At 40.6% G+C, this 26,073-nt stretch carries 22 protein-coding genes; 2 read left to right on the forward strand and 20 right to left on the reverse strand.

Going from position 1 to position 26,073, the window contains the following annotated elements; translation table 11 throughout:
* The 5 genes from ACZ5C4_RS09875 to ACZ5C4_RS09895 all read right to left on the reverse strand — a co-directional run bounded on the left by ACZ5C4_RS09875 (nt 1) and on the right by ACZ5C4_RS09895 (nt 5,517).
* Nucleotides 1-978, reverse strand: a complete 978-nt coding sequence (locus ACZ5C4_RS09875) for a phosphotriesterase family protein (protein ID WP_186874409.1) — start codon at nt 976-978, stop codon at nt 1-3.
* Between the two features lie 30 nt (nt 979-1,008).
* The gene (locus ACZ5C4_RS09880) at nt 1,009-1,962 is read right to left on the reverse strand and encodes an ABC transporter permease (protein ID WP_186874408.1); all 954 of its coding nucleotides are present in this window, start codon (nt 1,960-1,962) and stop codon (nt 1,009-1,011) included.
* Between the two features lies 1 nt (nt 1,963).
* On the reverse strand, nt 1,964-2,908 hold the full coding sequence (locus ACZ5C4_RS09885) for an ABC transporter permease (RefSeq protein ID WP_464520841.1): 945 nt from the start codon (nt 2,906-2,908) through the stop codon (nt 1,964-1,966).
* Nucleotides 2,909-2,913: 5 nt separating this feature from the next.
* Entirely contained in the window at nt 2,914-4,416 is a 1,503-nt protein-coding gene (locus ACZ5C4_RS09890; RefSeq protein ID WP_186874406.1) for a sugar ABC transporter ATP-binding protein, read from the reverse strand.
* 75 nt (nt 4,417-4,491) lie between these two features.
* A complete protein-coding gene (locus tag ACZ5C4_RS09895; RefSeq protein WP_464520842.1) occupies nt 4,492-5,517 on the reverse strand; it encodes a substrate-binding domain-containing protein in 1,026 nt (341 codons plus the stop codon).
* A gap of 335 nt (nt 5,518-5,852) precedes the next feature.
* On the opposite strand from ACZ5C4_RS09895, the gene ACZ5C4_RS09900 reads away from it, so the two are divergent.
* The gene (locus ACZ5C4_RS09900; protein WP_464520843.1) at nt 5,853-6,629 is read left to right on the forward strand and encodes a GntR family transcriptional regulator; all 777 of its coding nucleotides are present in this window, start codon (nt 5,853-5,855) and stop codon (nt 6,627-6,629) included.
* Nucleotides 6,630-6,774: 145 nt separating this feature from the next.
* On the opposite strand, the gene ACZ5C4_RS09905 is transcribed toward ACZ5C4_RS09900, so the two are convergent.
* From ACZ5C4_RS09905 to ACZ5C4_RS09930, 6 genes are all read right to left on the reverse strand, one after another.
* The gene (locus ACZ5C4_RS09905) at nt 6,775-8,352 is read right to left on the reverse strand and encodes a sulfatase family protein (RefSeq protein ID WP_464520844.1); all 1,578 of its coding nucleotides are present in this window, start codon (nt 8,350-8,352) and stop codon (nt 6,775-6,777) included.
* Nucleotides 8,353-8,375: 23 nt separating this feature from the next.
* The gene (locus ACZ5C4_RS09910) at nt 8,376-9,731 is read right to left on the reverse strand and encodes an MFS transporter (protein ID WP_464520845.1); all 1,356 of its coding nucleotides are present in this window, start codon (nt 9,729-9,731) and stop codon (nt 8,376-8,378) included.
* Nucleotides 9,732-9,779: 48 nt separating this feature from the next.
* Nucleotides 9,780-11,078, reverse strand: a complete 1,299-nt coding sequence (locus ACZ5C4_RS09915) for an amidohydrolase (protein WP_464520846.1) — start codon at nt 11,076-11,078, stop codon at nt 9,780-9,782.
* A 35-nt stretch (nt 11,079-11,113) separates the two neighbouring features.
* On the reverse strand, nt 11,114-12,184 hold the full coding sequence (mtnA, locus tag ACZ5C4_RS09920) for an S-methyl-5-thioribose-1-phosphate isomerase (protein ID WP_464520847.1): 1,071 nt from the start codon (nt 12,182-12,184) through the stop codon (nt 11,114-11,116).
* A gap of 15 nt (nt 12,185-12,199) precedes the next feature.
* Entirely contained in the window at nt 12,200-13,036 is an 837-nt protein-coding gene (locus ACZ5C4_RS09925; protein ID WP_464520848.1) for a purine-nucleoside phosphorylase, read from the reverse strand.
* A 76-nt stretch (nt 13,037-13,112) separates the two neighbouring features.
* A complete protein-coding gene (locus ACZ5C4_RS09930) occupies nt 13,113-13,700 on the reverse strand; it encodes a class II aldolase/adducin family protein (protein WP_243207040.1) in 588 nt (195 codons plus the stop codon).
* Nucleotides 13,701-13,935: 235 nt separating this feature from the next.
* Between ACZ5C4_RS09930 and ACZ5C4_RS09935 the strand changes: the two genes are divergently transcribed.
* The gene (locus ACZ5C4_RS09935; protein WP_464520849.1) at nt 13,936-14,631 is read left to right on the forward strand and encodes a Crp/Fnr family transcriptional regulator; all 696 of its coding nucleotides are present in this window, start codon (nt 13,936-13,938) and stop codon (nt 14,629-14,631) included.
* A 286-nt stretch (nt 14,632-14,917) separates the two neighbouring features.
* Here the strand turns inward: ACZ5C4_RS09935 and ACZ5C4_RS09940 are convergent, their stop codons facing one another.
* From ACZ5C4_RS09940 to yajC, 9 genes are all read right to left on the reverse strand, one after another.
* Nucleotides 14,918-16,114 (reverse strand): NADP-dependent isocitrate dehydrogenase, encoded by a 1,197-nt coding sequence (locus tag ACZ5C4_RS09940; RefSeq protein ID WP_464520850.1) that lies wholly within the window; start codon nt 16,112-16,114, stop codon nt 14,918-14,920.
* 12 nt (nt 16,115-16,126) lie between these two features.
* The gene (locus ACZ5C4_RS09945; RefSeq protein WP_464520851.1) at nt 16,127-16,792 is read right to left on the reverse strand and encodes a GntR family transcriptional regulator; all 666 of its coding nucleotides are present in this window, start codon (nt 16,790-16,792) and stop codon (nt 16,127-16,129) included.
* Nucleotides 16,793-16,808: 16 nt separating this feature from the next.
* Nucleotides 16,809-18,197 (reverse strand): 2-isopropylmalate synthase, encoded by a 1,389-nt coding sequence (locus ACZ5C4_RS09950; protein ID WP_464520852.1) that lies wholly within the window; start codon nt 18,195-18,197, stop codon nt 16,809-16,811.
* Nucleotides 18,198-18,510: 313 nt separating this feature from the next.
* Nucleotides 18,511-19,674: a phosphoglycerate dehydrogenase gene (locus ACZ5C4_RS09955; protein WP_464520853.1), complete on the reverse strand. Its 1,164-nt coding sequence runs from the start codon at nt 19,672-19,674 to the stop codon at nt 18,511-18,513.
* Between the two features lies 1 nt (nt 19,675).
* Nucleotides 19,676-20,758 carry a 3-phosphoserine/phosphohydroxythreonine transaminase gene (gene serC, locus ACZ5C4_RS09960; RefSeq protein ID WP_464520854.1) on the reverse strand — a complete coding sequence of 361 codons (1,083 nt, stop codon included), beginning with the start codon at nt 20,756-20,758 and terminating at the stop codon, nt 19,676-19,678.
* A 42-nt stretch (nt 20,759-20,800) separates the two neighbouring features.
* The gene (gene ilvB / locus ACZ5C4_RS09965) at nt 20,801-22,477 is read right to left on the reverse strand and encodes a biosynthetic-type acetolactate synthase large subunit (RefSeq protein ID WP_464520855.1); all 1,677 of its coding nucleotides are present in this window, start codon (nt 22,475-22,477) and stop codon (nt 20,801-20,803) included.
* 12 nt (nt 22,478-22,489) lie between these two features.
* Complete coding sequence (gene ilvD / locus ACZ5C4_RS09970) at nt 22,490-24,163, reverse strand: dihydroxy-acid dehydratase (RefSeq protein WP_464520856.1); 1,674 nt, start codon at nt 24,161-24,163, stop codon at nt 22,490-22,492.
* A 43-nt stretch (nt 24,164-24,206) separates the two neighbouring features.
* Nucleotides 24,207-25,292 (reverse strand): 3-isopropylmalate dehydrogenase, encoded by a 1,086-nt coding sequence (gene leuB, locus ACZ5C4_RS09975; RefSeq protein WP_464520857.1) that lies wholly within the window; start codon nt 25,290-25,292, stop codon nt 24,207-24,209.
* 454 nt (nt 25,293-25,746) lie between these two features.
* A complete protein-coding gene (gene yajC, locus ACZ5C4_RS09980; RefSeq protein WP_330604805.1) occupies nt 25,747-26,022 on the reverse strand; it encodes a preprotein translocase subunit YajC in 276 nt (91 codons plus the stop codon).
* Between the last annotated feature and the right edge of the window lie 51 nt (nt 26,023-26,073).

Below are 26,073 nucleotides of genomic sequence, written 5' to 3' on the forward strand. Positions count from 1 at the left end.
TTAGTTCACCTTCTTAAATGTAAAGCATTCTTTTGGATTATTAATAAAAATGTCTTCTATCAGTTTTTCTCCATTTATCCCTCTGTTTTCTGCTTCTTCTATCAGTCTTGGAACCCATGTTTTTTTAATATACGGAAGGCCGACCGCGTAACTATAACTATGATAATAACTTCTTCTGGCAGTATCGCCACTGACCAGTATTTGTCTTTGATAACCACGTTTTACCAATTCCAGAATGCATTGAATCCGTATTGACTCTGGATTATATTTCACTTTAGCGATACCGTCGAAGCACAAAAAGGCTCCTGTATCTGCCACCTTCAAATGCATATAGCTATCTGGATTTCGATCCATATGCCCAAAGCTTACATGGTGCAAGTTGACTCCTTCTTCTTTCAAATACTGCATTTGCTCCAATGCCATAGTGCCTGCTTCTGTGTGTGAATGAATCGGTGCTCCAGTTGCAAGATGTGCACGGCATACTGCTCTGATAGTTTTTATTTCTAACGGAGAAATACTATTATAGCCTGTTCCGAATTTTACCTGCCCTCCTTTTATCTTTGTTCCCTGCATTCCTTCTGTAACTTCTTTAATAACAAAATCGGTTAATTCCTTTTCACTGCTTTTCTCTATCCAATCATTATACGTACAGTCTCTCCCTGGCATTTTTGCATCCCACAAAAAGCCTTTATTAAAGCCCGCTGTCCCTATTATCTGCATTCCTGTACTTACAGAAATATCGTAAACCGCCTGGGGATCCCGTCCATAATCAATTGCGGTGGCATCTACGATTGTATCTACTCCACACTTTTTCGCTGCCAAAACCTCTTCTTCTCCTTTATGTACGTCGTCTAATATCAGATCCATATCGCCTCTTTCCATCCAATGTCCTGGACGGCAAACAATATGTTCGTGGGAATATGTAAACCCCATTTGTTCTGGTTTGATGTCCCCTGTCATTAATCTTACAAAACTCATATTTTAACACTCCTTTTTTATTTCTAAACTCTATTGATTCCTCTTTAATTGCCACTGATTTATCGCCACCATAACCGCTATAACTAGCCCTTGGCTTAAATACTCTCCCGCATCCGATATACCCAAAATTGTCATCAAGCTTTGCAAAATTACAATAATCATAACCCCTGGAAATGTTCCTTCTAAAGTTCCAATTCCACCTATAAATGCCGTTCCTCCTATCACAGATGCTGCAATTGAATTTAATGTATACTCGGTTCCTATTCCCATTGACGCGACACCGATATAGGCACTTAATACTAATCCTGCAATTCCTGCAAGAACAGAGGTCATCACATATGCCAAAATTACAATCGCATCTGCATGATAACCAGACATTCGTGCCATAACTGGATTCGCTCCCGTGTAATACAGTTTTCTTCCATATATTGTTTTACGTAATATTACAGACAGTATAACCCATATAATTCCCCATACGATAATTGCAACTGGAATTTTCCCTACCCATCCTTCTGCAATATATCTAAAGGAACTAGCAACATTCCCACTTGGAATTCCCTGCGTATAAATGTAATAAGCGCCTTCTATAATAATTGACATTGCAAGAGTAACTAAAAAGGGTTGCATTTTGAACTTCGTGATAATCACTCCATTTACAAGCCCTATCAAGCTGCATAGAAGCAACGATATAATTACTGCCGGTCCTATTTTTCCGTTACTTCCATTCATAATTGATGCACAAACAAGATTGACCATAGAAATAGTTGTCCCTACCGAAAGATCCAACCCTCCAACCAACAGTGCTATCGTCTGTCCAATTGCTACAATTCCCAACGGAGCTGCTGAACGTGCAATATTCAGTAAATGTACCGGAGATACAGTACCATTTGTAGATAATAAAAACACAAAAATAATAACAACTAAAAGTAAGTATGCTCCAAAAGGGAAACTGGAATACTTATATTTTCCTTTTATAGCCCTCATATTACCTTCTCTCCTTTCTCTTTATTTGAAAAATCATAAGTGACAATACAAGAATCAATCCCTTTGCAATATACTGATAATAAGGCGATATTCCTATATTATTCATAATATTATTTACCAGTGTCAAAATAATCGCCCCAAATAATGCACCTATTACGCTTCCAATACCTCCATTCATTGAGACACCGCCAACGACTGCTGCTGTAACAGAATCCATAGCATAGCTATCACCTACGAGTGGATTTCCTGTTGAAATTCTTGCTGAAAGAAGGACTCCTGCAACTGCTGCTATCATTCCTGATAAAATATACACAATAACAATATTCTTTTTAACTTTAATCCCTGATTGCTCTGCATATTTCTCTCCATTTCCAATTGCGTAAACATTACGTCCAAACCGCGTATAATGTAGAACTAAAAAAGAAATGACATAAAGCAAAATCGCCAGAATAACAGCTATATTTAAAATTCCAATTCGTGTCTTCATAAAAGCTGTAAAATTAGGATTTACTCTGCCACCACTGCTTGGCATAAGAATTAAACATAAACCTTTTAAAAATGCCTGTGTGGAAATAGTGATAATCATAGCCGGAATCTGAAATTTTACCACTCCAATTCCGTTCACAGCTCCTGTTAAAGCACCAATCCCAACTGCAAAAAAAATGCTAATAATTATTCCATATATAGTTTCGGCACTGTATAAAGCCATCATGATCGTACTGATAGAAATAATACTGCTTACAGACATATCGATCCCGCCGATAAATAGTACACAGCACTGCGCTATAGCTACCACTGCTAAAACTGCCACCTGTGCCGCAATATTCCGTAGATTATATGCGTTTCGAAAAGAAGGAGAAACCAATGCTGCAACTATGATCATAAGTAATACAATAACCAGAGCAGGGAAAGCTTGTTTTATCTGTTTCCTTATTGAACCTGTCATAATGTCTAATTTCCTCCTTCTTTTGCACTAAATTGCATAATTCTTTCTTCTGTAGCTTCTTTTCCACTGATATGTCCTGAAATTTTACCTTCGTACATAATATAAATTTCATCTGATAATCCAATTAATTCCAGCATGTCACTCGTAAAAATGACAACACTGACTCCAGTCTTTGTTAAATCCCTAATCAATTCATAAATTTCCAATTTGCTTTGAACATCTACCCCTCTTGTTGGTTCATTTAAATATAAAATTTCAGGTTTTGTTTTTATCCATTTGGAAAATACTACTTTTTGCTGGTTTCCACCTGATAAATGAGATACTTTCATTCCTGTATGATTTACCTTTATCCCAAATTGCCGGATTCCTTCTTCTGTTTCTTGTTTTTCCATTTTTTTATTGATAAATCCAAACTTAGCATTTTTACCTAATATCATAGCTAATATATTTTCTCTTACAGAAAGTGAAAGACATAACCCTTCTGTTTTGCGATCTTCCGGCACATACGCAATCTTATATTTTATTGCCTCGGATGGAGAATGTATTTTTACCTTTTTCCCATCAATCATATAATCTCCCTTTGTAAAAGGTGACAATCCAAATAAAGCTTTACTTAATTCACGCTGCCCTTGTCCTTCCAATCCGCCTATTCCTACAACAGTTCCTTCAGGAATATCTATATTAATTTTTTGGATGCGGGAATTCACTTCTCCATTTCTAATAGATACTTTAATTTTCTCACTCTTTTTTTGTCTACGTTCTGGATATACGTTTTTAAAATCCCGTCCAACCATTTTGCTTATTAACATATTTTCTGTCGTATCTTTTAACGGGCTTTCAAAAACAAATTTCCCATCTTTCAAAACAAATACCTGTGTACATGTTTGATAAATATCATCCATACGGTGGCTAATTAAAATAACACATACATTTTTTTCCAGGATTTTTCTTATAAATCGAAACAATACTTCTGATTCCTCTTTATTTAAACTAGATGTCGGTTCATCTAAAATCAATATTCTTGGCTTTGATGCCCATGCCTTTGCTATTTCTGTTATCTGACATTCTGAAGGGGAAAGATTAGATACTAACCTATTGACATCAATTTGGTATCCTATCTCATCTAGAATTTCTTTTGCCTGCTCATGTAGTTTTTTTTGCTCAATAAATGGTCCTTTCATGGGCTCGCGCCCTAACATAATGTTTTCCCCAACTGTCATTTCTGCCATCAGGCTTAACTCCTGATGCGCAAAAGCAATCCCTTTTTTTCTTGCTGCTACAGAGTTTCTAAATACCACTTCCTTTCCATCCATTTCAATTTTTCCTTTTGAAGGACTTAAACCTCCGCTAATAATATTCATCAATGTAGACTTTCCTGCTCCATTTTCCCCTACAATAGCAATTGCCGTTCCTTCTATACATTCAATAGATACATCTTCTAGAACGACATTTCCATTAAATTCTTTTGATAAATTTTTCCCTGTTAAAATCTTATTCTTTGTCTCCACACATGTTCCCTCCAATTAGAAAACAGAGCCAAATAATTCTTTTTTATCTAGCTCTGTTTTTTATTGATTTACTTCCTATTTGAATATTTCTTTTAAAACATCTTCTGGAAGTTCTGTTCCACACCATACATCATCTGATAGTTCTGGATAGTATGATTCTTTCATTTCTTCTAGTCCGGAAAACTTTTCTACAGGATAAATATTATCTTTCTCAACTTCTTCTCCGTTCATCAGAGAAATAGCAGTATCAAGCGCCACTCTTGTCAGCCAAGTAGGTTTTGCAACCGCTATACCCTCCATCTCATTTTCTACACATGCTTTTAAATAGCCATTGTTGTCTTCTCCTGTCATAGGTACAAGTTCTCTTCCAGCTGCCTGGAATGCCTCAATAGCCCCAAGCGTCATTGCTCCCCCCTGTGACCAAATACCATCAATATCCGGATATGTTGCCAATAAATCCGCCATAACCGTTTTAGCCGTTGCATAATCCCATCCAGCATCTTCATCTGCAATGATTTCAATATCTGGATAATTTTCGAATACACTCAGAGCACCTTCTTGTCTAAGCATGCTTGTGGAGTATCCTGAAATACCTTCCAGCATAACAATTTTCCCTTTGCCGTCCAACTGTTCCGCTAACCATTCTGCTCCCGCTGCTCCAAATTCTTTCTCATCTACTGTAATCAAAGAATCATATGTATCTCCTTCAATCGTAGCCGCAAGCAGAATCACTTTAATTCCTTCGTCCATAGCCTCCTGCAATGTGCTATTCAAAGCTGTCGTATCACAGGGTGTTGTGATAATTACATCTACGTCCTGGGCAATCAAATCTTCAATATTAGAAATTTGTTTTGTAATATCATTGTCCGATTCAACATAAGTGACATCCACTTTATCAGCATAATTATTTTCCACGTTCCATTTGAATTCCTGATACTGCTGCACCGACCACGAATTGCCTAAATAGTAAATATCATACCCTATTTTTATTTTCGCATTTTCTTTTTCCTTCGTATCCTTACTTTCTCCTCCTGATGAACATCCAACCAATGAAAATAGCATCAGGCCAGCCAATAAAGCTGTAAAAATTCTTTTTTTCATAACACAATCCCTTCCTTTCATTTTACTTCTACAAATTTTTCTTTGGAAACTTCTCCTATAAAATTAAGTTTCCTGTGCTCTTAAAGAGCATACGTCATTTTTACTATTTTGCTTTTACTCTCCCTTCTTTTTTTGTATATTTTTACTATCTATAACGCATTATATCATTGACTACTTGACTAGTCAAGTAGTCAATGATGTGGTTTTTATAATTACTATATTTATATCTTACTATTCTAATAACGCACTCATTAGTTGACCAATTGATCAACCAATGGTATTATTTAGGTAAATATGTAAAATTTAGGAACTACAAATAATTTAGAGGAACTATTATGGAACAATTTGACAACCACTTACCACATTATGTAAAAATTAAACATTATTTACGTCAGCTTATAGTAAATGCCCAACCGCATACACAAATGCCCAGTGAGCTTGAACTTGCTAAACAATTCAATGTAAGTCGTGGGACAGCGAAACAGGCAATTATGGATTTGGTATATGAAGGCCTTTTATATCGCAAACAAGGAAAAGGGACTTTTGTTTCGGAAAGAATTTCACGTATTTATGACAAGCTTCCATCATTTACAGATGACATTAAACGTGCTGGACGGGTTTCTACAAGTAAGCTTCTTAGTTTTACACACGATGCGCCAGCTCCGCGCGCAAAGCAGTTCTTTGGACTAAAGGATGAAGAACATGTGATACGTTATAAGCGTTTAATATTTGACAACCATAAGCCTGTAGCTTTAGTTATTAGTTTTCTAAACCCACATTTATATAAAGGTCTACAGGTTTCTGAAATCGAAACCTCTTTATACGAAACTCTTCGCCGAAAATTTGGAAAAGCACCTACAAAAGCCCGAGACAGATACAGTTTTGTTAATATTTCTCCTCATACGGCAAAATTATTAGACCGTCCTGAAGATGATTATATTTGCTATTCAGAGCGTTTAGGATATTTGGATGATAAAACTCCTGCTGAGTTCGTAGAAAGTTATATAAGGGCCGACTATTTCCGTTTGGAGTTGCTTTTTGGTTTAGACAGCGATACAGATTATCCTTCTCCCACTTTTCAATCCCAAGTCCCCTCAACATTTTCAGATTGATTGAAGAAGCTGTCAAAAAGAAGTTGTCGGTTAATAATACCGATTTTGGCTCTAAATTTAAAAATACGAATCTCCCATAGAAGTCAGTATTTTTCATACTTGAACTTCTATAAGAGATTCGTATCTTTCTGGTTCTATATGTATTTTAATTCAGCAAAGTCTCCCTGCTCAAAACCTTTTTCTTCTCAAAATACTCAATGTCTAATTCTTGTAAGTCAATAATATCTTCCTTTTCTACCGCCCTTTTCACTTCATCCTCCAGCTCGATGAATACCGTATCCTTCTCTTTCTCCGGGAACATCGGAGGATTACATTCTCTGTAAAATCCGCAGCGAAATTCCTCCAGTTGAATAAACTGATCGTCTTTCACATATCCATCCAACCCATATTTCTTTTCCTCTGCGATCAGTCTTTGTTTCAGTTTATCACGGATTTCCAATACCGCCTGATTTGGATTATCGTAGAGTAAATTCGTAGTTTCATCAGGATCATTTTTCATATCAAACAGCTCTTCTTTTCCTCCACCGTAATAATATGTGTATTTATACTGTTTTTCTCTCAGACATACCCATCGTTTGCTCCCATGGCCGTGCTCAATATAAAGATACCCTCTGTCCGTATTTCCATCTATTTCAAAAACAGACTCTCCCGGCAATATTTCCGGATTCGGATATGTTACTCCGGCAACATCTAAAACCGTAGGAAGAATATCGTCCAGAGAAACCAACCTCTCATCTATGCTGCCTGGCTTAAGTTTTTTCGGATATCTCATTATGTAGGGAATCCGCGCGGAGCTGTCATACGGCAAAAACTTCTGATATGACTCATAGTCTCCCATAAGTTCTCCATGATCACTCGTAAAGATGATCAGAGTGTTTTCGTATTCTCCACTTTTTTTCAGTTCTTCAATAATTTTACCGACATTGTAATCCACAAACGAAATAGATGCGAAATAGGCTTCTCTTGCCCTTCTCAAATATTTTTCATTTGGGTAATCGGCAACCGGACGATTAGCATTCACAATATCCGATACCGGTGTTTTCGATTTCTTCAGTTCTGGGAGTGCCTTTTCTGTATAGAGATCCGCCCATTCTTCCGGTACATCAAAAGGCGGATGAGGCGCTATGAAACTGCACCAGATAAAGAACGGACGTTTTCCGGCGTTTTCTTTGATATGATGAATACTTCTTTGCGCTACCCAGGCGCTTCCATGATGCTCCTCGTCAACTAAAGACTGCTGCGGCAGCATATATAAAAGGTGTCTGACTCCATGAATGCTTTGTATATTTCCGAATCCATTCTCTTTTAGATACTGTGCATATTCATCGTCCTGTAAATGTCGTGGGATTTCCTCCATTAATTCCATATGCGTAAATCCATTATGCCTCCTGCATGGCTGAAAATGCATTTTTCCAACTGCAATAGTAGCATAGCCGGAATCAGATAACAATTGTGGAAACGTTGGAAGCTCATGGGGAATCACCTTAGGATCATCCTCAAAATAATTGTCATCAAACCCGTGATATCTGGCAGGAAGCCCGGTGATAATATTATGTCTTGCCGCCATACAAACCGGATTATTCGAATATGCATTTGGATAACAACACCCTTCTGCCGCCAGTCTGTCAAGATTAGGTGTGACCATATAGTCATATCCCATCGCATGGATTGTATCATAGCGCTGCTGATCTGTTGTGATCAATAAAATATTAGGTCTTTGCATAATATCCTCCTCTTTCACAAAAATCACATACTCTTTTCTTTTTCATAATTATCCTGCATTTCTTTATATCTTTTTCTTGTGATTTCATAGAAACAAGTAATGACAATAACTAAGAGCAAAGTAATTGCAGGAAGCCCGAATCTAAGGAATGTAATCATATTAAGCACAGCTTCCGGCTGCTGCTGATTTGCAACAAAACCAACCGTACCCAATAAGAAGCTCGGGAAAAAACCGCCCAGCGCCATTCCAACTTTGATCGTAAACAAAAAAATCGAAGTAATTAATCCGTTTCCATCCAGTCCATATTTCCATTTTGCATAATCTACGCAGTCCGGCAGCATGGACCATCCGAGGCTGTCTGGAATATTGTAAAAGAGTCCAAAAACACTCAGCATCAAAAATACCATTCCAATAGAAGGCGTTGGAGTAAACCACATAATTGCTAAAGAGATAACGCCTAACGCGCTCGCGCCAATATATACCGCTTTTTTGTCAAACTTTTTAACCAGCAAAGGAGTGACCAAAATGGAGAGCAGTCCAGCAGCCATAATAGCGGCAGAAACCGTTGGAACCAGATCCTCTCTTCCTAATACGTATTTAAAATAATACATATTGGCTGAGTTGTAAATTGTATTACAAATTGCCAGCACACCATAAGAACAGATCAGAATAATAAACGGCTTCACTTTAATCACAGTAAAAAGATCTTTTCTGATGCTTCGTTTTTCTGTCTGTTTTGTTTCCGATTGGTCTGTCTCTACTGTATCGTATGGTTTTGCTCCCCACGCGACAACCCAATACGAAATCGTAAAAATAATTCCAATAATTGCTCCGTAAATAGACCATCCCTGTTTCCCGCCTCCAAAAATTTCTACCAGCGGCAATGCAAGTACGGTAATTATAAATCTTCCGGTCTGTGTCATAACGGATTTCCATGCGATAATGACAGTCCTGTGGTAGTAGTTTTTCGACATGGATGGCAGCAAAGCACAGTATGGAATATTGATCATTGTCAGGGTAACGGAATAAAGTATATAAATAATGTAAGCATAAACCACCTTCATAGTCGCCGATAAATCAGGAGCTGTAAAAAGCAGGAATAATACAATTCCCTGTATAGGCGCGACAAAAATGATCCATGGACGGTACTTTCCGAATCTGGTTCTTGTATGATCCGACAACAATCCCATGATCGGATCTGTGACGGCATCCACCACGCGGGATGCAAGCATAAGTCCTGCAACAGCCATTGGACTGATCCCAAAAATATCCGTATAAAAGAAAGACAAATAGCTCATGACCAGAATATTACACAAACTATATCCCAGTCCTCCAAAAGAATATGTCGCCGTAGCTTTATAATTAATTTTTTCTCTCATTTTTCTTTTCTCCTCAACTTCCTCAAAGAAATTTAAAACGGTATCCGGTTACGAACGGTATGATAAGATCCTTTGAGACGCCATTTTTGCCTCTGCCAGTATTTTTTCTTCGTCGCAATTTGCAAGTTCTCTGTTTTCCATCAAAATATTTCCATCAACCATCGTTAATACCACATCGCTTGCCTGCCCCGAATACACCAGAGCATCATAATAATCCGTAATCGGAGTAAAATGCGGCTCTTTTGTTGAAACAATGATCAGATCTGCATTCATTCCCGCTTTTATACATCCGCTGTTTTCTATTCCCAGCGCTTTATAACCATTTTTTACTGCCATACGAAGTATTTTTTCTGCCGGGATAACTATAGGATCACAGTGGATTCCTTTTGCTAACAGGGCCGCAATATTCATTTCTTTGAAAATATTCAGATTATTGTTGCTGGCAACTCCGTCTGTTCCAAGGCAAACCGTGATACCTTTTTTATCCAGCTTTGAAATATCTGCCATCCCACTTCCAAGCTTTAAATTACTCACAGGGCAATGGCTGACACATGCGTGATGCTCTTTTAATATTGAATAATCGTTATCCGTAAGATATACACAATGCGCTGCTATTGCCGGAACGTCAAAGACACCCAGTTCAGCCAGTTTTTCTACAGGGGACACTCCATATTTCTCATAACAGTCTTCTATTTCTTTTTTCGTCTCTGAAACATGAATCTGTATTCGGAAGCCGTATTCTTTCGCAAGCTCCACTGTATTTCGAATAACGTCTTCCGGAACCGAATACAGCGCATGCAGCAGAAGTCCTTCTTCTACCCGCCCCTTACTTCTTTCCGATATTTTTTTACTGTGTTCCAGGATCACACTTTTTTCCGTGGTGCCTGCTAATCCTTGATCTTTTCCGTAACTTCCTGCAATCAGTGCCTTCAGCCCTATATCTAAGGCTATTTCACCGAGAATATCCGCCCATGCATACATTTCTGCAAATGCTGTCGTTCCACTTTTGATCATTTCTATATAGGCCAGCTTTGCACAGCTTCTTATTTCCTCTTCTGTCACATACTGCTGAAGCGGGCGAATATTTTCAAACATCCACTTTTGCAGTGGAAGTCCGCCCGCAAAATTCCGAAACATGGTCATTGGCGAATGGCAATGGGTATTGACAAATCCGGGCATCACCAGATTTCCCTCTGCGTGAATGATTTTATCAGGAATAAAGTTTTTCGGTCTTTCTGTTCCGGCATAAATAATTTTTGTGCCGTCAATGCATACAATTCCATCCTGAATGATTCGATTTTCATCATCTAATGTAAGTATGTCCCCATGCTGTATTTCAATTTTCATAAGCATACCTCCAAACAACTCAATTCTTTATGATACTATACTTCAAAAAGCTTCCGAATGCTGTTGTCGAAAGGAGGCTTTAAAATCCCTTTCTCCGTCACGATCGCCGTAATCAAGGAATGATCGGTAACATCAAATGCCGGATTATAACATTTCACCTCTTCCAATGCCATTGGTTTTTCATAAAATTCTTTTTTAATCTCATCCGGATTTCGAAGCTCTATCTTGATGTCCTCCCCTGTCTTACAGTTGACATCAATTGTAGATGTAGGACCTAGAACATAGAACGGAATCCCATAATACTTTGCCAGGATCGCAACCCCGCTTGTTCCGATCTTATTCGCCACATCCCCGTTTGCCGCTATTCTATCACATCCGACTAGACAGGCCTGAATCCATCCATTTTTCATAACAATAGAAGCCATGTTATCACAGATCAGAGTTACATCTATCCCCGCCTTCTGAAGCTCATACGAGGTCAGTCTCGCTCCTTGCAGTAACGGTCTTGTCTCATCTACAAACACCTTGAACTCCAGCCCTTTTTCTTTGCCTAGGAATAACGGTCCTAGCGCTGTACCATATTTCGACGTTGCAAGCTGTCCGGTATTACAGTGAGTTAAAATCCCATCTCCTTCTTTGATAAGCGTCAAACCGTATTTTGATATTTTTCGGCACATTTCAATATCTTCCCACTGTATCTTATATGCTTCGCTTTCGAGACGCTCTATAATTTCTTTTACTGTGCTGTTTTTGTTATTTAACACGACCTGCTCCATCCTGTTTAGCGCCCAGCTTAAATTAACTGCCGTCGGCCTGGATGAATTCAAATATTCCTTGTACTCATGGAACTTTTTATGAAATGCTTCATATTCTGTCGTATCAATTGTCTGTGCCAGACAATACATCCCATATGCTGCACAGATGCCGATCGCCGGCGCACCCCTCACTCGAAGCTTTAAAATTGCCTCATAGAATTCTTCCACTGTGGTTAGTGTCAAATACTCTGTTATTCCAGGCAGTTTTGTCTGATCAATGATAATCACAGCTCTCTTATCTTTACTTAGTTTTATATTGTCAACGTCTTCTAATTCTTTTAGAATTCCCATAATGAACTTCTCCTCTTATTGATAATATTTCCCAATTCTAACGATAGTTTCTGTAAGTAACTTTTTAAATAATGGAGCAGTCCTGTTAGAAATTTCATATACCTCTTCGCTTGTCAATGGCTCCCCTGACATCCCAGCTCCTAAATTTGTTATACAGGAAATCCCGCAAACTTTCATATTCATATGGTTTGCAGCCAACGCTTCACACGCCGTACTCATTCCAACCGCATCTGCTCCCAGCATTCTGCACATTCTTATCTCTGCCGGAGATTCAAACTGAGGGCCAGGCAATTGAATATAAATCCCGTCTTTAACAGAAATATCCAAATCATCTGCCACTTGTTTAATAATGTTTCTTAAATTCCGGTTGTATACTTCTGTCATATCGGGAAAGCGAACTCCCAATTCTTCTCTGTTTTCTCCTCGCAGCGGCGAAAGAATAAAGGAAGCAATCTGATCTGTGAGCATCATAAAATCCCCCGGCTGAAGCTCTGGATTTACACTTCCGGAAGCATTCGTCAGGAATAATACCTTCGCTCCCATTAACTTCATCAGTCTTGTAGGAAGAACAACATCCTCCATGGAGTATCCCTCATAGTAATGCACTCGCCCCTGCATGATTACAATCGGAGTTTCCCCCACATATCCGAAGACAAACCTTCCTTTATGTCCTTCCACTGTAGACGTTGGAAATTCTTTAATATCACTGTAATTTAATATGGCTTCTACTTGAATACTCTCTGCATAATCTCCCAGCCCCGATCCGAGGATCAGCGCCAGCTCTGGTTTAAAGTCAACTTTTTTTCTGACATCCTCATAACATTTTAACAATTTTTCATAAGCAGAATTCATTTGATCCCTTTCCGTTTCACTTTTCAAAATTTATGATTGTCATAACAACCCCTGAACAAAAAAAATTCAAATAAAGCTAATCTTCTCCGTTTATCTCGACGGGCGTCCCGACCGTCAGTGCCATATGGTAGACTTTTGCCACGTCTTCTGCATATACACTGGACAAATAGGCCTGATCAACATCTTTTCCGACTGCTACCACTCCATGATTGGCCATAAGACAGGCATTTTTTCTCTTTAAAATAGGCACTGCATTTAATCCTACTTGAGAACTCCCCTGACTGGCATACGGACTCACCTCCAAGCTTCCATTCAAAAAAGGGAGCATTTCTATTAATATGACAGGAATCTCTTTTTGAAGCACAGCAAAGCTTGTGGCATAAGGCGAATGTGTATGCACAACTGCATTGACGTGTTCTACATTCCGGTATATTTCTGCATGCATTTTCCATTCTGAAGATGGTCTGAGCCATCCTTCTTCAACATTTCCGTCCAAGTCTGTTACTACGATATCCTTCTCTTCCATAATTCCGTAATCATATGAACTTGGTGTAATTGCCATCAATCCTGAATCTCTGTCAAATACACTTATGTTTCCGCTTGTACCTGCCATCAGCTTTTCATCAAATGCTTTTTTTGCAATCCTGAGTACATCCTGCTTCATCTTTTCATCCCTTCCAATTTTATTAATGTTGTACAACATACCCTATAATTTTCAAAATAAAGATAGCATAATTTAACGACAAAAAATAGGACATATACCCTAATTTCGACCAAATTGTGTCTAAAAACAAATTTATTTGTTTTACATTCTTCTTAAATTTTTATATAATTAAATTCATAAGCATGACCAGTCTTCCACATGGCTTAACTGGCTTTTCATCTGCAAGGGGTATTGTATGGACATTTTAAAAGATTTTCCTTATATCGAGGCATTATTTAGCTGCTTTGAAGATTCAGAGCTGAAATCCTTTCAAGTAATTTCATATCCGCCAAAATCTACAGTTGTTGAGAAAGATCAGATCCTTGACAATATATACATAATATTAGACGGAATTTGCGGTGTAATGAAACCTCTTCCAAACGGCAGCACAATCATAGGATATTACATGACAAGTTTAGATATTATTGGGATGGCATGTATCTCCTCCCCTATGAACAGATGCTATGCAACCACTGTAAGCATCACCAAACTTGTCGTACTGAAAATGTCGAAAGATGATTTTCTGTTTTATCATCACAAATATCCACAGTTTGCGTTATCTATTTTGAAAAATGTAAACATGCGCCTAAATAACGCATTAAACTTTATAAATAACTGTAAGGCCAGTACAACCGAAGAAAACATTTTATACTACTTGATCGATCGCTATCAGGTTTATAGAACATCCTATCCTTCAGAATATCGCGATGATGTTAAAATACTCGAAACCAGACAGCATATCAGCGATTTTCTTAATATTGATGTTCGTTCGCTCAATCGCTATATCTCAAAATTCAAAGAAGACAATATGATTACGGTCACAAAAGGAAAAATATATATCAGCCATAAGCAATATAAAAAAATACTTCGTCTGGTCAGCTGGCTTTTTTGATATAATCGTATCAGAGGTGTGTGAATGGTATGTTAAAACTCCTCATTTTGCCACCATCAGTTATAATTTCCGGCATTGCTTCTCTACAGAAAAAGAACCTCTGTCTCGCCATAGCTTGACAGGGGTTCTTTGACAGTCTAAGAGGCAGATGTGACTCACATGAGTCACATCTGCCTCCCATTAGAACTATCTATTTCCCGAAAGTATCTTTTAACATTTTCCGCAGTGCCAGCTCAATTCCGCATACGCTTCATTTCGCACTGCTTATTGCTCCGTTAAATTTATATTATAATCTCTTAGCAATTGCTTTTATAAATTCTTCACTGTTTAATACAGTGGGATTTTCGATCGTAGTGATCAATGCCAAGTCTTTTGTCATGGAACCGGACTCGATTGTATCGATGGTTGCCTTTTCCAGCCTGTCTGCAAATTCCATGAGTTCTTTATTTCCATCCAGTTCACCGCGTTTTCTTAAAGCACCACTCCATGCAAAAATAGTTGCTACGGAGTTCGTAGAGGTTTCTTCCCCTTTTAAGTGTTTATAGTAGTGGCGCTGTACCGTTCCATGTGCGGCCTCATATTCATAATATCCTTCTGGAGACACAAGCACTGAAGTCATCATAGCAAGAGAACCAAACGCAGAGGATACCATATCGCTCATAACATCTCCGTCATAATTTTTGCATGCCCATATGTATCCGCCCTCTGACTTCATTACTCTTGCCACAGCGTCATCAATTAAAGTATAAAAATATTCGATTCCTGCCTGCTTAAATTTCTCCTCATACTCTGCGTCATATATTTCCTGGAAAATATCTTTAAATGTATGGTCATATTTTTTAGAAATCGTATCCTTTGTTGCAAACCAGAGGTCTTGCTTTGTATCCAGTGCATAATTGAAGCAGCTTCGCGCGAAGCTCTCAATAGACTTACTGATATTGTGCATTCCTTGTACAATGCCCGGACTGTCAAATACATGCACGAGTTCCTTTTCCTGTGTTCCGTCCTCCGCCGTATATACAAGCTCTACCTTTCCTGCTTTTGGAATTTTCATCTCTGTTCCTTTATAGACATCTCCGTAAGCGTGTCTTGCTATTGTAATCGGCTTTTTCCAATTCTTTACACATGGCTCAATCCCTTTTACTACGATCGGCGCTCTAAAAACAGTCCCGTCTAAAATTGCACGAATCGTTCCATTTGGACTCTTCCACATTTCTTTTAAATCATATTCCTCCATCCGTGCGGCATTTGGTGTAATCGTAGCACATTTTACGGCGACTTTATATTTTTTTGTCGCGTTTGCAGAATCGATTGTCACTTGATCGTCCGTCTCATTTCTGTGTTCCAATCCAAGGTCATAATATTCTGTCTTCAGGTCAATATAAGGATTAAGGAGATTTTCTTTGATCATTTTCCAAAGAATTCTTGTCATTTCATCCCCATCCATCTCAACAAGCGGCGTCGTCATCTTGATTTTTTCCATTTTTGTCTCCTCCTAAATATCTTCGTATCCTTGTTTTTTCAAGTTCTGCATTACATGCAGGATATGCTCATTTGCCAACTGCTCCGCCAGATCTTGATCCTTATCTCGGATTGCTCTGAGAATCTGTTTATGTTCCCGTATAGACTTTCTTGCTCTCTCCTCCGATACAACTGAAGATTTTCTCGCCGGCTGTACATATTTATGAAAATCCGCAAGAACATGGCTTAAAATTCTGCTGTTGGAAGCTTCATATAAAATTGCGTGAAATCTTCCGTCCAGCATTGTAATCTGCTCTACATTATAAGAGCCTTCTCGTTTCATGTGAAATTCAGAGAGAAGAATTGTTTCCTCCAACTCCTCCATCTGCTCTTCCGTAATGTTCTCTGTCGCCCATCTGGCACAGAGCCCTTCCAGCATGGAACGAATCATATAAATATCTTTTACATCCTTTGGAGAAATTCCTGTTACATATGCTCCCTTATTCGGAATAATGGAAACAAGTCCTTCTAACTCCAATTGTCTTAACGCCTCCCGCACAGGGGTACGGCTCACTCCTAATTCTTTTCCGATTGTATTCTCTCTTAGTTCCTCGTGTTCCTTATATTTTCCCTTGAGAATGTCTTCCCGGATTCGCTGGAACACCTTTCCCCCAAGAGAATACTCCTGATATTCTTCCATGTAGAAAGCCTCCTGGTTACAGTGTGATATGTAAATGCTCACATATACTACTTATTTTCTCAACTAATTCCTCATCTGTCAAGACAGTTACTCTTCCGTCTTCATATTCTTTGTCCACCCAGTCCTTCACCTGGCTGACCAGTGCAGAATTTTTGTCCACCTGGCGTTCTTTTGGCAGTTTATAAAAGGCATTGATCCAGTAGGCAATTCCGGCAGCGCCGGATGTATTGGATACAGATACACGCGCCGGACGATTTAAAAACTTTTCTGTGTCAAAAATATTATATATTTCTTCACTTTTGAGCATACCGTCCGCATGAATTCCGGCCTTTGTCACATTAAAGTTCTTTCCTACAAACGGAGTTCCAGACGGAATATGGTATCCGATTTCCTCCTCGTAATACTCTGCAAGCTCTGTAATCACTCTGGTATCCATTCCATCCAGCGTCCCCTTTAGCTGCGCATATTCAAATACCATTGCTTCCAAAGGAGTATTTCCCGTACGTTCCCCGATTCCAAACAGAGAACAGTTCACTCCCGATGCCCCGTACAGCCATGCAGTTGTTGAATTATTCACTGCTTTATAAAAGTCATTATGCCCATGAAACTCAATCAACTCGCTTGGAACCCCCGCGTGTGTCATCAAGCCATATATAATCCCTGGAATAGAACGCGGAATTACTGCTCCCGGAAAATTCACGCCATATCCCATTGTATCACAGACCCGTACTTTTACCGGTATTTTATATTCTTCCATCAGTTTCATTAATTCTACACAAAATGGAATAACAAACCCATAAATATCTGAACGGGTAATATCCTCCAGATGGCATCTCGGCCTTACACCTATCTCCAGACAATCTCGAATAACGGAAAGATAATGTTCCATTGCTTCGCGTCGTGTTTTTTTCAGCTTATAAAAAATATGATAGTCCGAGCAGCTGACCAGCACGCCCGTCTCTTTCAACCCAATATCTTTTACTAACTGGAAATCCTTTTTGCTGGCGCGTATCCAGCTTGTTACTTCCGGAAATGCATACCCTTTCTCCAAGCATTTGTATACAGCGTCCCTGTCTTTTTTACTGTACAAAAAGAACTCACTTTGGCGGATTTTTCCCTTCGGGCCTCCAAGACGATGCAGATAATCAAAAATTGTCACAATCTGCTCTGTTGTATAAGGAGCGCGGGATTGCTGCCCGTCGCGAAACGTCGTATCCGTAATCCATATTTCATCCGGCATATGATGCGGTACGATACGATCATTAAACGCAATTTTAGGAATTTCATCATAGCGGAATAAATTTCTAAAAACATTGGGTGTCTTTACATCAACCAAAGGATACATATGTTCTTCCAGTTCTAAAAGATTTGTATGTCGGTTCATAAATACTTTTCTGTCTTCCATGCTTTCCTCCCGTTATTCAGAGCAGATTATCACTCTTTTTCTCTTTTTGTATAATTGTATACATTTATACATTACATGTCAACTACAAAATCTCCTGTTAAAGAACAAAGTTTCCTATTACAAAGAAGTTCGCTTGCGAACTTCTCGCGCCAAGCGCGGACGCGTAAGCGTCATATTTCCTCTTCGCACTTGTGTGCATCCCACCCGGAGGTCTTTTTTTGCTATAGGAAATTTGTCAGAATTTCCTATAGCAAAAAAAGACCGTATCGGCAATGTCTCTGTCATTGCCAATACAGTCTCTTCTCCTTTTATTCTACTGAATGATTCGTACCTTTAATACTCCTTCGATACTGCCGAACTTTTCCATTAGATCAGCCGGTACATCTGCATCTACGTCCATCATCGTATATGCATACTCGTTTCTGCTTTTGTTGCTCATCAAGGCAATGTTTAAATTTTCTTCTGCCAGCAATGTGGTAAACTGCCCCAGCATATTGGGAATATTATGGTGGAGTACGGTAATACGCGTGCCCTCCCCCTTTGGTCCCATATCACAATCCGGATAATTTACGGAATGTACAATATTTCCATTTTCCAGATAATCGATTACCTCCGCAACTGCCATGCGCGCGCAGTTATCTTCTGACTCTTCTGTGGAAGCACCCAAGTGCGGGATGACGATCGCCCCTTTTACACCTGCTATTTCCGGTGTCGGGAAATCTGTCACATAACATTTTACCGAACCGGACACAAGAGCATCTACCATGTCTTCACTGTTTACAAGAACATCTCGGGCGAAGTTTAAGATGACTACGTTTTTTTTCATCAGGCTGATCGCCCCTTTATCGATCATGCCTTTTGTATCCGGTGTTGCCGGAACATGAATGGTAATATAATCACACTCTTTGTAAAGTTCGTCTACTGTGTTTGCATGGTGGATATTTCTGGACAATTTCCATGCAGTGTCTACAGAAATATATGGATCATATCCGTATACATCCATTCCCAGATGCGTTGCTGTATTTGCTACAAGCACCCCGATAGCGCCCAAACCGATCACGCCTAATTTCTTTCCTTCCAGCTCTGTCCCTGCAAACGCTTTTTTCTTTTTCTCTGTGATCTTAGCGAGATCTCCGTCTTCTTCATGCTCCTCCACCCAGTTAATCCCGCCGATAATATCTCTTGCGGAGAGCAGCATTCCGGCAAGTACCAGCTCTTTTACTCCATTTGCATTTGCCCCGGGCGTATTAAACACAACAATCCCCTTCTCGGCACATTTGTCCAGAGGAATGTTGTTCACTCCTGCTCCTGCGCGGGCAATTGCCTTCAGACTGTCCCCCAATTCCATATCATGCATGGATGCGCTTCTTACCAGCACTGCATCTGCCTCATCCATATTCTCTGTTGCTGCATATTTCTCTCCAAACTGTTCCAGTCCGATCTCGGCAATCGGATTCAGGCAATGATACTCATACATTTTACAGATTCTCCTTTTCAAAATTTTTCATAAATGCCACAAGCGCCTCTACACCCTCATATGGCATTGCATTATATATGCTGGCACGCATACCGCCTACCGTTCTGTGTCCTTTTAAATTCTCAAGTCCCGCCGCTTTTGCCTCTTTTACAAACTTTGCATCTAAGTCTTTATTTCCCGTAACAAAAGGCACGTTCATTAAAGAACGATCCTTTTTTTCCACTGTTCCTTTAAAGAGCTTACTCTGATCCAGAAAATCATACAGCAATTTCGCCTTCTTTTCATTGCGCTCTTTCATAGCAGCCAGACCGCCCATAGATTTCAGCCATTTGAACACCTTTCCGCAAATATAGATTCCATATGCCGGAGGTGTATTATAAAGAGATGCAGCATCTGCATGTGTTTTATAGGTGAGCATAGTCGGCGTGCCCGGCAGAACCTCCTCTGTAATCAAATCTTCCCGGATGATCACGATAACCACTCCTGCCGGCCCGATATTTTTCTGTACGCCGCCATAAATCACGCCATACTTCTCTACCTCAACAGGCTCGGAAAGAAAACAAGAAGACACATCCGCAACCAGTGTTTTTCCTTTTGTATTCGGAAGTTCTTTAAACTTTGTTCCATAAATTGTATTGTTCTCACAGATATATACATAATCTGCATCCTCCGAGACCGGAAGATCGGAGCAATCCGGTATGTAAGAAAAGGTTTTATCTTCGGAAGAAGCGATTCGATTCACTTTTCCATACTTCTCTGCCTCTTTTGCCGCTTTTTTTGCCCACTGTCCTGTAACAATATAATCTGCCACTCTGTTTTTCATCAGATTCATCGGAATCATTGCAAATTGCTGGGATGCTCCCCCCTGCAAAAACAAAACCTTATAATTGTCTGGTATTCCCATGAGGTCGCGCAAATCCTGCTCTGCTGTCTGAATAATTTCTTCAAAGGCTTTCGATCTATGGCTCATCTCCATAACCGACATTCCTGTACCCTTATAATCGAGCATCTCTGATGCCGCTTCCTTTAGAACTTCTTCCGGAAGCACTGCCGGCCCTGCTGAAAAGTTATACACTCTACCCATTTTTCTTTCCTCCTGCAATTCTTAAATTTTATGATAGTGGATTTATTCTTCCATATCTTCTTCATCAAACGCATCGCTGATCGCTGCCCCTGGGGCCACCATCGGCCATACTTTATCATCTGCATCAATCTGACAGTCTATGACAACAGGACAGTCGCAGGACAATGCTTCTTTTAGCGCTGCTGCAAATTCCTCCTGCGTCTGCGCTCTGATTCCTTTTGCCCCCATTGCTTCGGCAAGCTTTACAAAATCAACTGCATCTCTAAGCACAGTTGCAGAATACCTTTCATCATAAAACAGATCCTGCCACTGGCGCACCATACCGAGCACATGATTATTTACAACAATCTGTATAATTGGAATATGATGCCGTACTGCCGTAGCGATCTCATTCATGTTCATGCGGAAACAGCCGTCCCCTGCTATATTGATCACTGTCTTATCCGGACAGCCGCATTTTGCCCCCAGAGACGCTCCCAGACCATAGCCCATCGTTCCAAGCCCTCCGGAAGTCAACAGTGTTCTTGGCTTTGTATACTTGTAATACTGCGCCGCCCACATTTGATGCTGCCCTACTTCTGTGACAAGCAATGCCTCCCCGTTTGTCTGCCGATAAACTTCCTCTATGATAAACGGGCCGGTCAATGTATCGTGATGGTACTTCAACGGATATTTTTCCTTGTACTCCCTTATCCTTGCCAGCCATTCAGGATGTGACTGCTTCGGCAATTTTTCATTGATTCTTTTCAGGGTTTCTTTTAGGTCTCCGACCACGCCTTGCGTGATAACCACATTTTTATTCATCTCTGCCGCATCAATATCCAACTGCAAAATCTTTGCTTTCCTCGCAAATTTTTCTGTATTGCCAGTCACTCTGTCGCTAAATCTGGCTCCTGCCACAATCAAAAGATCACAGCCGCTGACACCATAATTGGACGTTTTTGTTCCATGCATGCCAAGCATGCCGGTATACCTGGGATCTGTACCTGGAAATGCGCCTTTTCCCATCAGCGAATCTGTAACAGGGGCATCTACCTTATCCACAAACTCCTTAAGCTCTTTAGAAGCACCGGAGAGTACCGCACCCCCACCCACGAATATATATGGGCGTTTCGCTGCCTCAATCATCTGAACAGCCGCCTCAATTTCTTCCTCCGAAACAGATACTGTCTTTATCCCTTCTGTATTGACAGTCACCGGAGTGTATTCCGTCTGATTGGCAGTAATATCCTTTGGAATATCAATCAGTACCGGGCCTGGTCTGTCAGATTTAGCAATCTGGAATGCCTTGCGGATTGTATCGGCAAGCTTCGTGATGTCTTTTACAATATAGTTATGCTTAGTAATGGGCATGGTAATCCCTGCAATGTCAATCTCCTGAAAGCTATCTTTTCCAAGCAGAGAAACTCCTACATTACAGGTAATTGCTACAATCGGGATCGAGTCCATATAAGCAGTTGCAATCCCTGTTACCAGGTTCGTTGCCCCTGGCCCACTCGTTGCCAGACATACACCTACCTTTCCCGTTGCACGTGCATACCCATCCGCCGCATGTGCCGCCCCTTGTTCATGGGAGGTCAGCACATGACGGATTTCCTCTCTATGTTTATATAACGCATCATACACATTTAAAATCGCTCCGCCTGGATACCCAAATACTGTATCTACTCCCTGTTCCTTTAAACATGCAATTACAATTTCTGCTCCATTTAGCAACATGGCGCTTTCCTCCTAGCTGTTCTTCGGTATTTCCAAAATTGCACCCCGATTGCCGGAAGTAACCATAGAGGCATATCGCGCAAGATATCCCGTTTTTACTTTCGGTTCTCTAGGCTGCCAGTTCGCTTTTCTTCGTGCCATCTCTTCGTCTGAAATGTCAACCTCCAGTTTCAACTCTGGAATATTGATCTTAATGATGTCACCTTCCTCTAAAAGTGCAATTGGGCCGCCTACTGCTGCTTCTGGAGAAACATGCCCGATGGAAGCGCCTCTGGAAGCGCCGCTGAATCTTCCATCTGTGATCAGTGCCACACTGGATCCAAGCCCATAGCCTGCAATCGCAGAAGTAGGATTCAACATTTCACGCATGCCGGGCCCTCCCTTTGGCCCTTCGTAACGGATGACTATCACATCTCCCGGATGGATTTTTCCCCCTTTAATTGCGGCTGTTGCCTCTTCATCACTTTCAAAAATACGCGCCGGCCCTTCATGGACAAGCATTTCATCTACTACCGCAGAACGTTTTACTACGCTTCCGTCAGGCGCAAGATTTCCTTTCAACACCGCAAGTCCGCCTGTCTGGCTGTAGGGATTTTCAATAGGACGGATAACCTCTGGATTTTTATTGACACAGCCTTCTATATTTTCACCGATTGTTTTTCCCGTCACCGTCATACAGTCTGTATGAAGCAATCCTTTTTTGTTCAGCTCATGCATTACAGCATAAACGCCGCCTGCCTCGTTTAAGTCTTCAATATATGTATGCCCTGCCGGCGCCAGATGACAGAGATTTGGCGTTTTTTCACTGATGCCGTTGGCAAAATCAATCTCAAAATCCATGCCTATTTCATGGGCGATTGCCGGAATATGCAGCATACTGTTCGTAGAACATCCAAGCGCCATATCCACTGTCAGCGCGTTTAAAACAGCCTCCTGCGTCATAATATCGCGGGGACGTATATTTTTGCGCACTAACTCCATCACCTGCATACCGGCGTGCTTTGCAAGCTGCAGTCTGGCAGAATATACTGCCGGAATGGTTCCGTTTCCTTTCAGCCCCATGCCCAGCGCCTCTGTCAGACAATTCATGCTGTTTGCTGTATACATGCCAGAACAAGAGCCGCAGGTCGGACATGCTTTGTTTTCAAACTCACAGATATCTGCATCTGTCATTTTTCCTGCCGCGTAGCTTCCCACTGCCTCGAACATACTGGAAAGGCTTGTTTTAGAACCTTTCACATGTCCTGCAAGCATCGGGCCGCCGCTGACAAAAATCGTCGGAATGTTGACGCGCGCCGCCGCCATCAAAAGTCCCGGCACGTTTTTGTCACAGTTTGGAATCATGACCAGACCGTCAAACTGATGTGCCATTGCCAGTGCTTCTGTGGAATCTGCGATTAAGTCCCTCGTGACAAGGGAATACTTCATCCCAATATGCCCCATTGCAATTCCATCACAGACAGCAATCGCCGGAACCATGATCGGTGTCCCTCCTGCCATTGCAACTCCCATCTTTACGGCCTCTGTAATCTTATCCAGATTCATATGTCCAGGTACAATTTCATTATAGGAGCTCACCACCCCGATAAGCGGACGCTCCAACTCCTCCTGCGTCATTCCCAAAGCATTAAAAAGGGAACGGTGCGGCGCTTGCTGCACCCCCTTTGTAACAGTATCACTTCTCATCTTTTTTCCTCCTGTTTTTCATTTCTGTCTGACGATTTCTATATTATTTAATGTAGGAACAAATTCGATCTCCCATTTCAGACGTTCCGATTTGTTTTTTCCCCTCTGACATAATATCCACTGTGCGGTATCCTGCCTTCAACGTTTTTCCCACCGCTGCTTCTACCGCGTCAGCCGCTTTGTCCAGATCAAAGGAGAAACGCAGCATCATTGCCGCAGAAAGGATCGTCGCAATCGGATTGGCAATCCCTTTTCCTGCAATATCTGGGGCAGAACCGCCGCTTGGTTCATATAATCCGAATTTCGTCTCATTCAAACTTGCAGATGCAAGCATTCCGATAGAGCCAGTTACCATACTTGCTTCATCAGAGAGAATATCCCCAAACATGTTCTCCGTCAGGATCACGTCAAACTGTGCCGGATCTTTTACAAGCTGCATCGCACAATTATCTACCAGCATATGTTCCAGCGTCACATCTGGATATCCCGCCGCAGTCTCTTCTACGATTTTTCTCCATAATCTGGAAGAATCCAGCACGTTTGCCTTGTCAACGCTGGTTACTTTCTTTTTTCTCTTTCTGGCAATATCGAATCCTCTTTTTGCAATTCTGCGGATTTCTTCTTCATTATATGTAAGTTCGTCCCGCGCCGTCAGTATACCGTTCTCTTCTTCTGTACTGCGCCTGCCAAAATACAGTCCTCCGGTCAGCTCCCGCATAATCATCATGTCGAATCCGTCTTTGACAATCTCTTCTTTTAAAGGACACGCACCTTTTAGCTCCTCATAGAGAACCGCCGGACGCAGGTTTGCAAACAAATTCAATTCTTTTCTGATACGCAGAAGCCCTGCTTCCGGACGTTTCGAAGGCTCCAGCTTATACCATGGGGAAACCTTTGCATCGCCTCCGATAGACCCCATCAGAACCGCCTGGTTTTCTTTTGCCGCCGAAATCGTCTCCTCTGTCAGAGGAACTCCATATGCGTCAATAGATGCTCCGCCCATTAGAAGTTGTGTATATTGACAGGTAAACCCGTAATGCTCCCCTGTCTTGTCGAGAACCTTCATCGCCTCTTCTACGATTTCCGGTCCGATTCCATCTCCTTTGATTACACCGATCTTTAATTCCATATCTCTTCATCCTTCCAAACGTAAAAATACTAATTTTAATCATACTCCATTTCTTCGGGTGTTTCAAGTATTTCAGCATAAAAAACAGAGCACTCTCCGTTTTTTATGTATTATGATTCGGGTGTCAAAAGGTAACTTTTGCAAATGCTTCCAACACTTTTCACAAAAAGATAACTTGCCAGACGACTTTATGCGCGATGGAGATGAAACTCAAAAATCACGGAAGCCTTTGCTGACGTGATTTTCGTATTAAGAGGTTCATCGGAATGCTCCGCGCACCGGAGTCTGAAAAGTTACTTTTTGTGAAAAGTGACAAGAGAATTTAAATAAGTTACCTTTTGACACCCGAATCGTATTATAGAAGGAGCGCTGATCCTGTCCAAAGAATCAGCGCTCCTTCTATCTATATGGCAGGAATTTTATTTCCTTCCTATTGATATTCACTCTATGCCTTTTATTCTGCGCTCGGCTTTTCAATCTGTGCGATTGCAGATTTCTGCATTGGGATACGGCAGTTTTTGTTATTGCCAAATTCTACAATTACATCGTCATCCGTAATATCAATGATGACACCATAAAATCCGCTTGTCGTCAATGCTGTATCTCCAACTTCCATCGTAGAAAGCATTGCCTGTACCCTCTTCTGCTCCTTTTTCTGCGGGCGCATAAGAAGAAACCACATACCTCCTAATACTACAGCATAGATAAGAATAATACCTATCATATCCATTTTGTTCTTTTCCTCCTAACTTCTATGGTCAAACCAATAAGATAACTATAC

It is taken from the genome of Mediterraneibacter flintii, from assembly GCF_055387595.1.

Coding starts and splice junctions, on each gene's coding strand:
- ACZ5C4_RS09905 (WP_464520844.1), bottom strand. CDS start 8,352: ATGCAAAGACCTAATATTTTATTGATCACAACAGATCAGCAGCGCTAT.
- ACZ5C4_RS09925 (WP_464520848.1), bottom strand. CDS start 13,036: ATGAATTCTGCTTATGAAAAATTGTTAAAATGTTATGAGGATGTCAGA.
- yajC (WP_330604805.1), bottom strand. CDS start 26,022: ATGGATATGATAGGTATTATTCTTATCTATGCTGTAGTATTAGGAGGT.
- ACZ5C4_RS09875 (WP_186874409.1), bottom strand. CDS start 978: ATGAGTTTTGTAAGATTAATGACAGGGGACATCAAACCAGAACAAATG.
- ilvB (WP_464520855.1), bottom strand. CDS start 22,477: ATGTTGCTAAATGGAGCAGAAATTGTAATTGCATGTTTAAAGGAACAG.
- ACZ5C4_RS09895 (WP_464520842.1), bottom strand. CDS start 5,517: ATGAAAAAAAGAATTTTTACAGCTTTATTGGCTGGCCTGATGCTATTT.
- ACZ5C4_RS09915 (WP_464520846.1), bottom strand. CDS start 11,078: ATGAAAATTGAAATACAGCATGGGGACATACTTACATTAGATGATGAA.
- ACZ5C4_RS09945 (WP_464520851.1), bottom strand. CDS start 16,792: ATGGAAGAATATCAGGAGTATTCTCTTGGGGGAAAGGTGTTCCAGCGA.
- ACZ5C4_RS09955 (WP_464520853.1), bottom strand. CDS start 19,674: ATGTATGAGTATCATTGCCTGAATCCGATTGCCGAGATCGGACTGGAA.
- ACZ5C4_RS09930 (WP_243207040.1), bottom strand. CDS start 13,700: ATGAAGCAGGATGTACTCAGGATTGCAAAAAAAGCATTTGATGAAAAG.
- mtnA (WP_464520847.1), bottom strand. CDS start 12,184: ATGGGAATTCTAAAAGAATTAGAAGACGTTGACAATATAAAACTAAGT.
- ACZ5C4_RS09910 (WP_464520845.1), bottom strand. CDS start 9,731: ATGAGAGAAAAAATTAATTATAAAGCTACGGCGACATATTCTTTTGGA.
- serC (WP_464520854.1), bottom strand. CDS start 20,758: ATGGGTAGAGTGTATAACTTTTCAGCAGGGCCGGCAGTGCTTCCGGAA.
- ACZ5C4_RS09885 (WP_464520841.1), bottom strand. CDS start 2,908: ATGACAGGTTCAATAAGGAAACAGATAAAACAAGCTTTCCCTGCTCTG.
- ACZ5C4_RS09900 (WP_464520843.1), top strand. CDS start 5,853: ATGGAACAATTTGACAACCACTTACCACATTATGTAAAAATTAAACAT.
- ACZ5C4_RS09950 (WP_464520852.1), bottom strand. CDS start 18,197: ATGGAAGACAGAAAAGTATTTATGAACCGACATACAAATCTTTTAGAA.
- ilvD (WP_464520856.1), bottom strand. CDS start 24,163: ATGAGAAGTGATACTGTTACAAAGGGGGTGCAGCAAGCGCCGCACCGT.
- ACZ5C4_RS09940 (WP_464520850.1), bottom strand. CDS start 16,114: ATGGAAAAAATCAAGATGACGACGCCGCTTGTTGAGATGGATGGGGAT.
- ACZ5C4_RS09880 (WP_186874408.1), bottom strand. CDS start 1,962: ATGAGGGCTATAAAAGGAAAATATAAGTATTCCAGTTTCCCTTTTGGA.
- leuB (WP_464520857.1), bottom strand. CDS start 25,292: ATGGAATTAAAGATCGGTGTAATCAAAGGAGATGGAATCGGACCGGAA.
- ACZ5C4_RS09935 (WP_464520849.1), top strand. CDS start 13,936: ATGGACATTTTAAAAGATTTTCCTTATATCGAGGCATTATTTAGCTGC.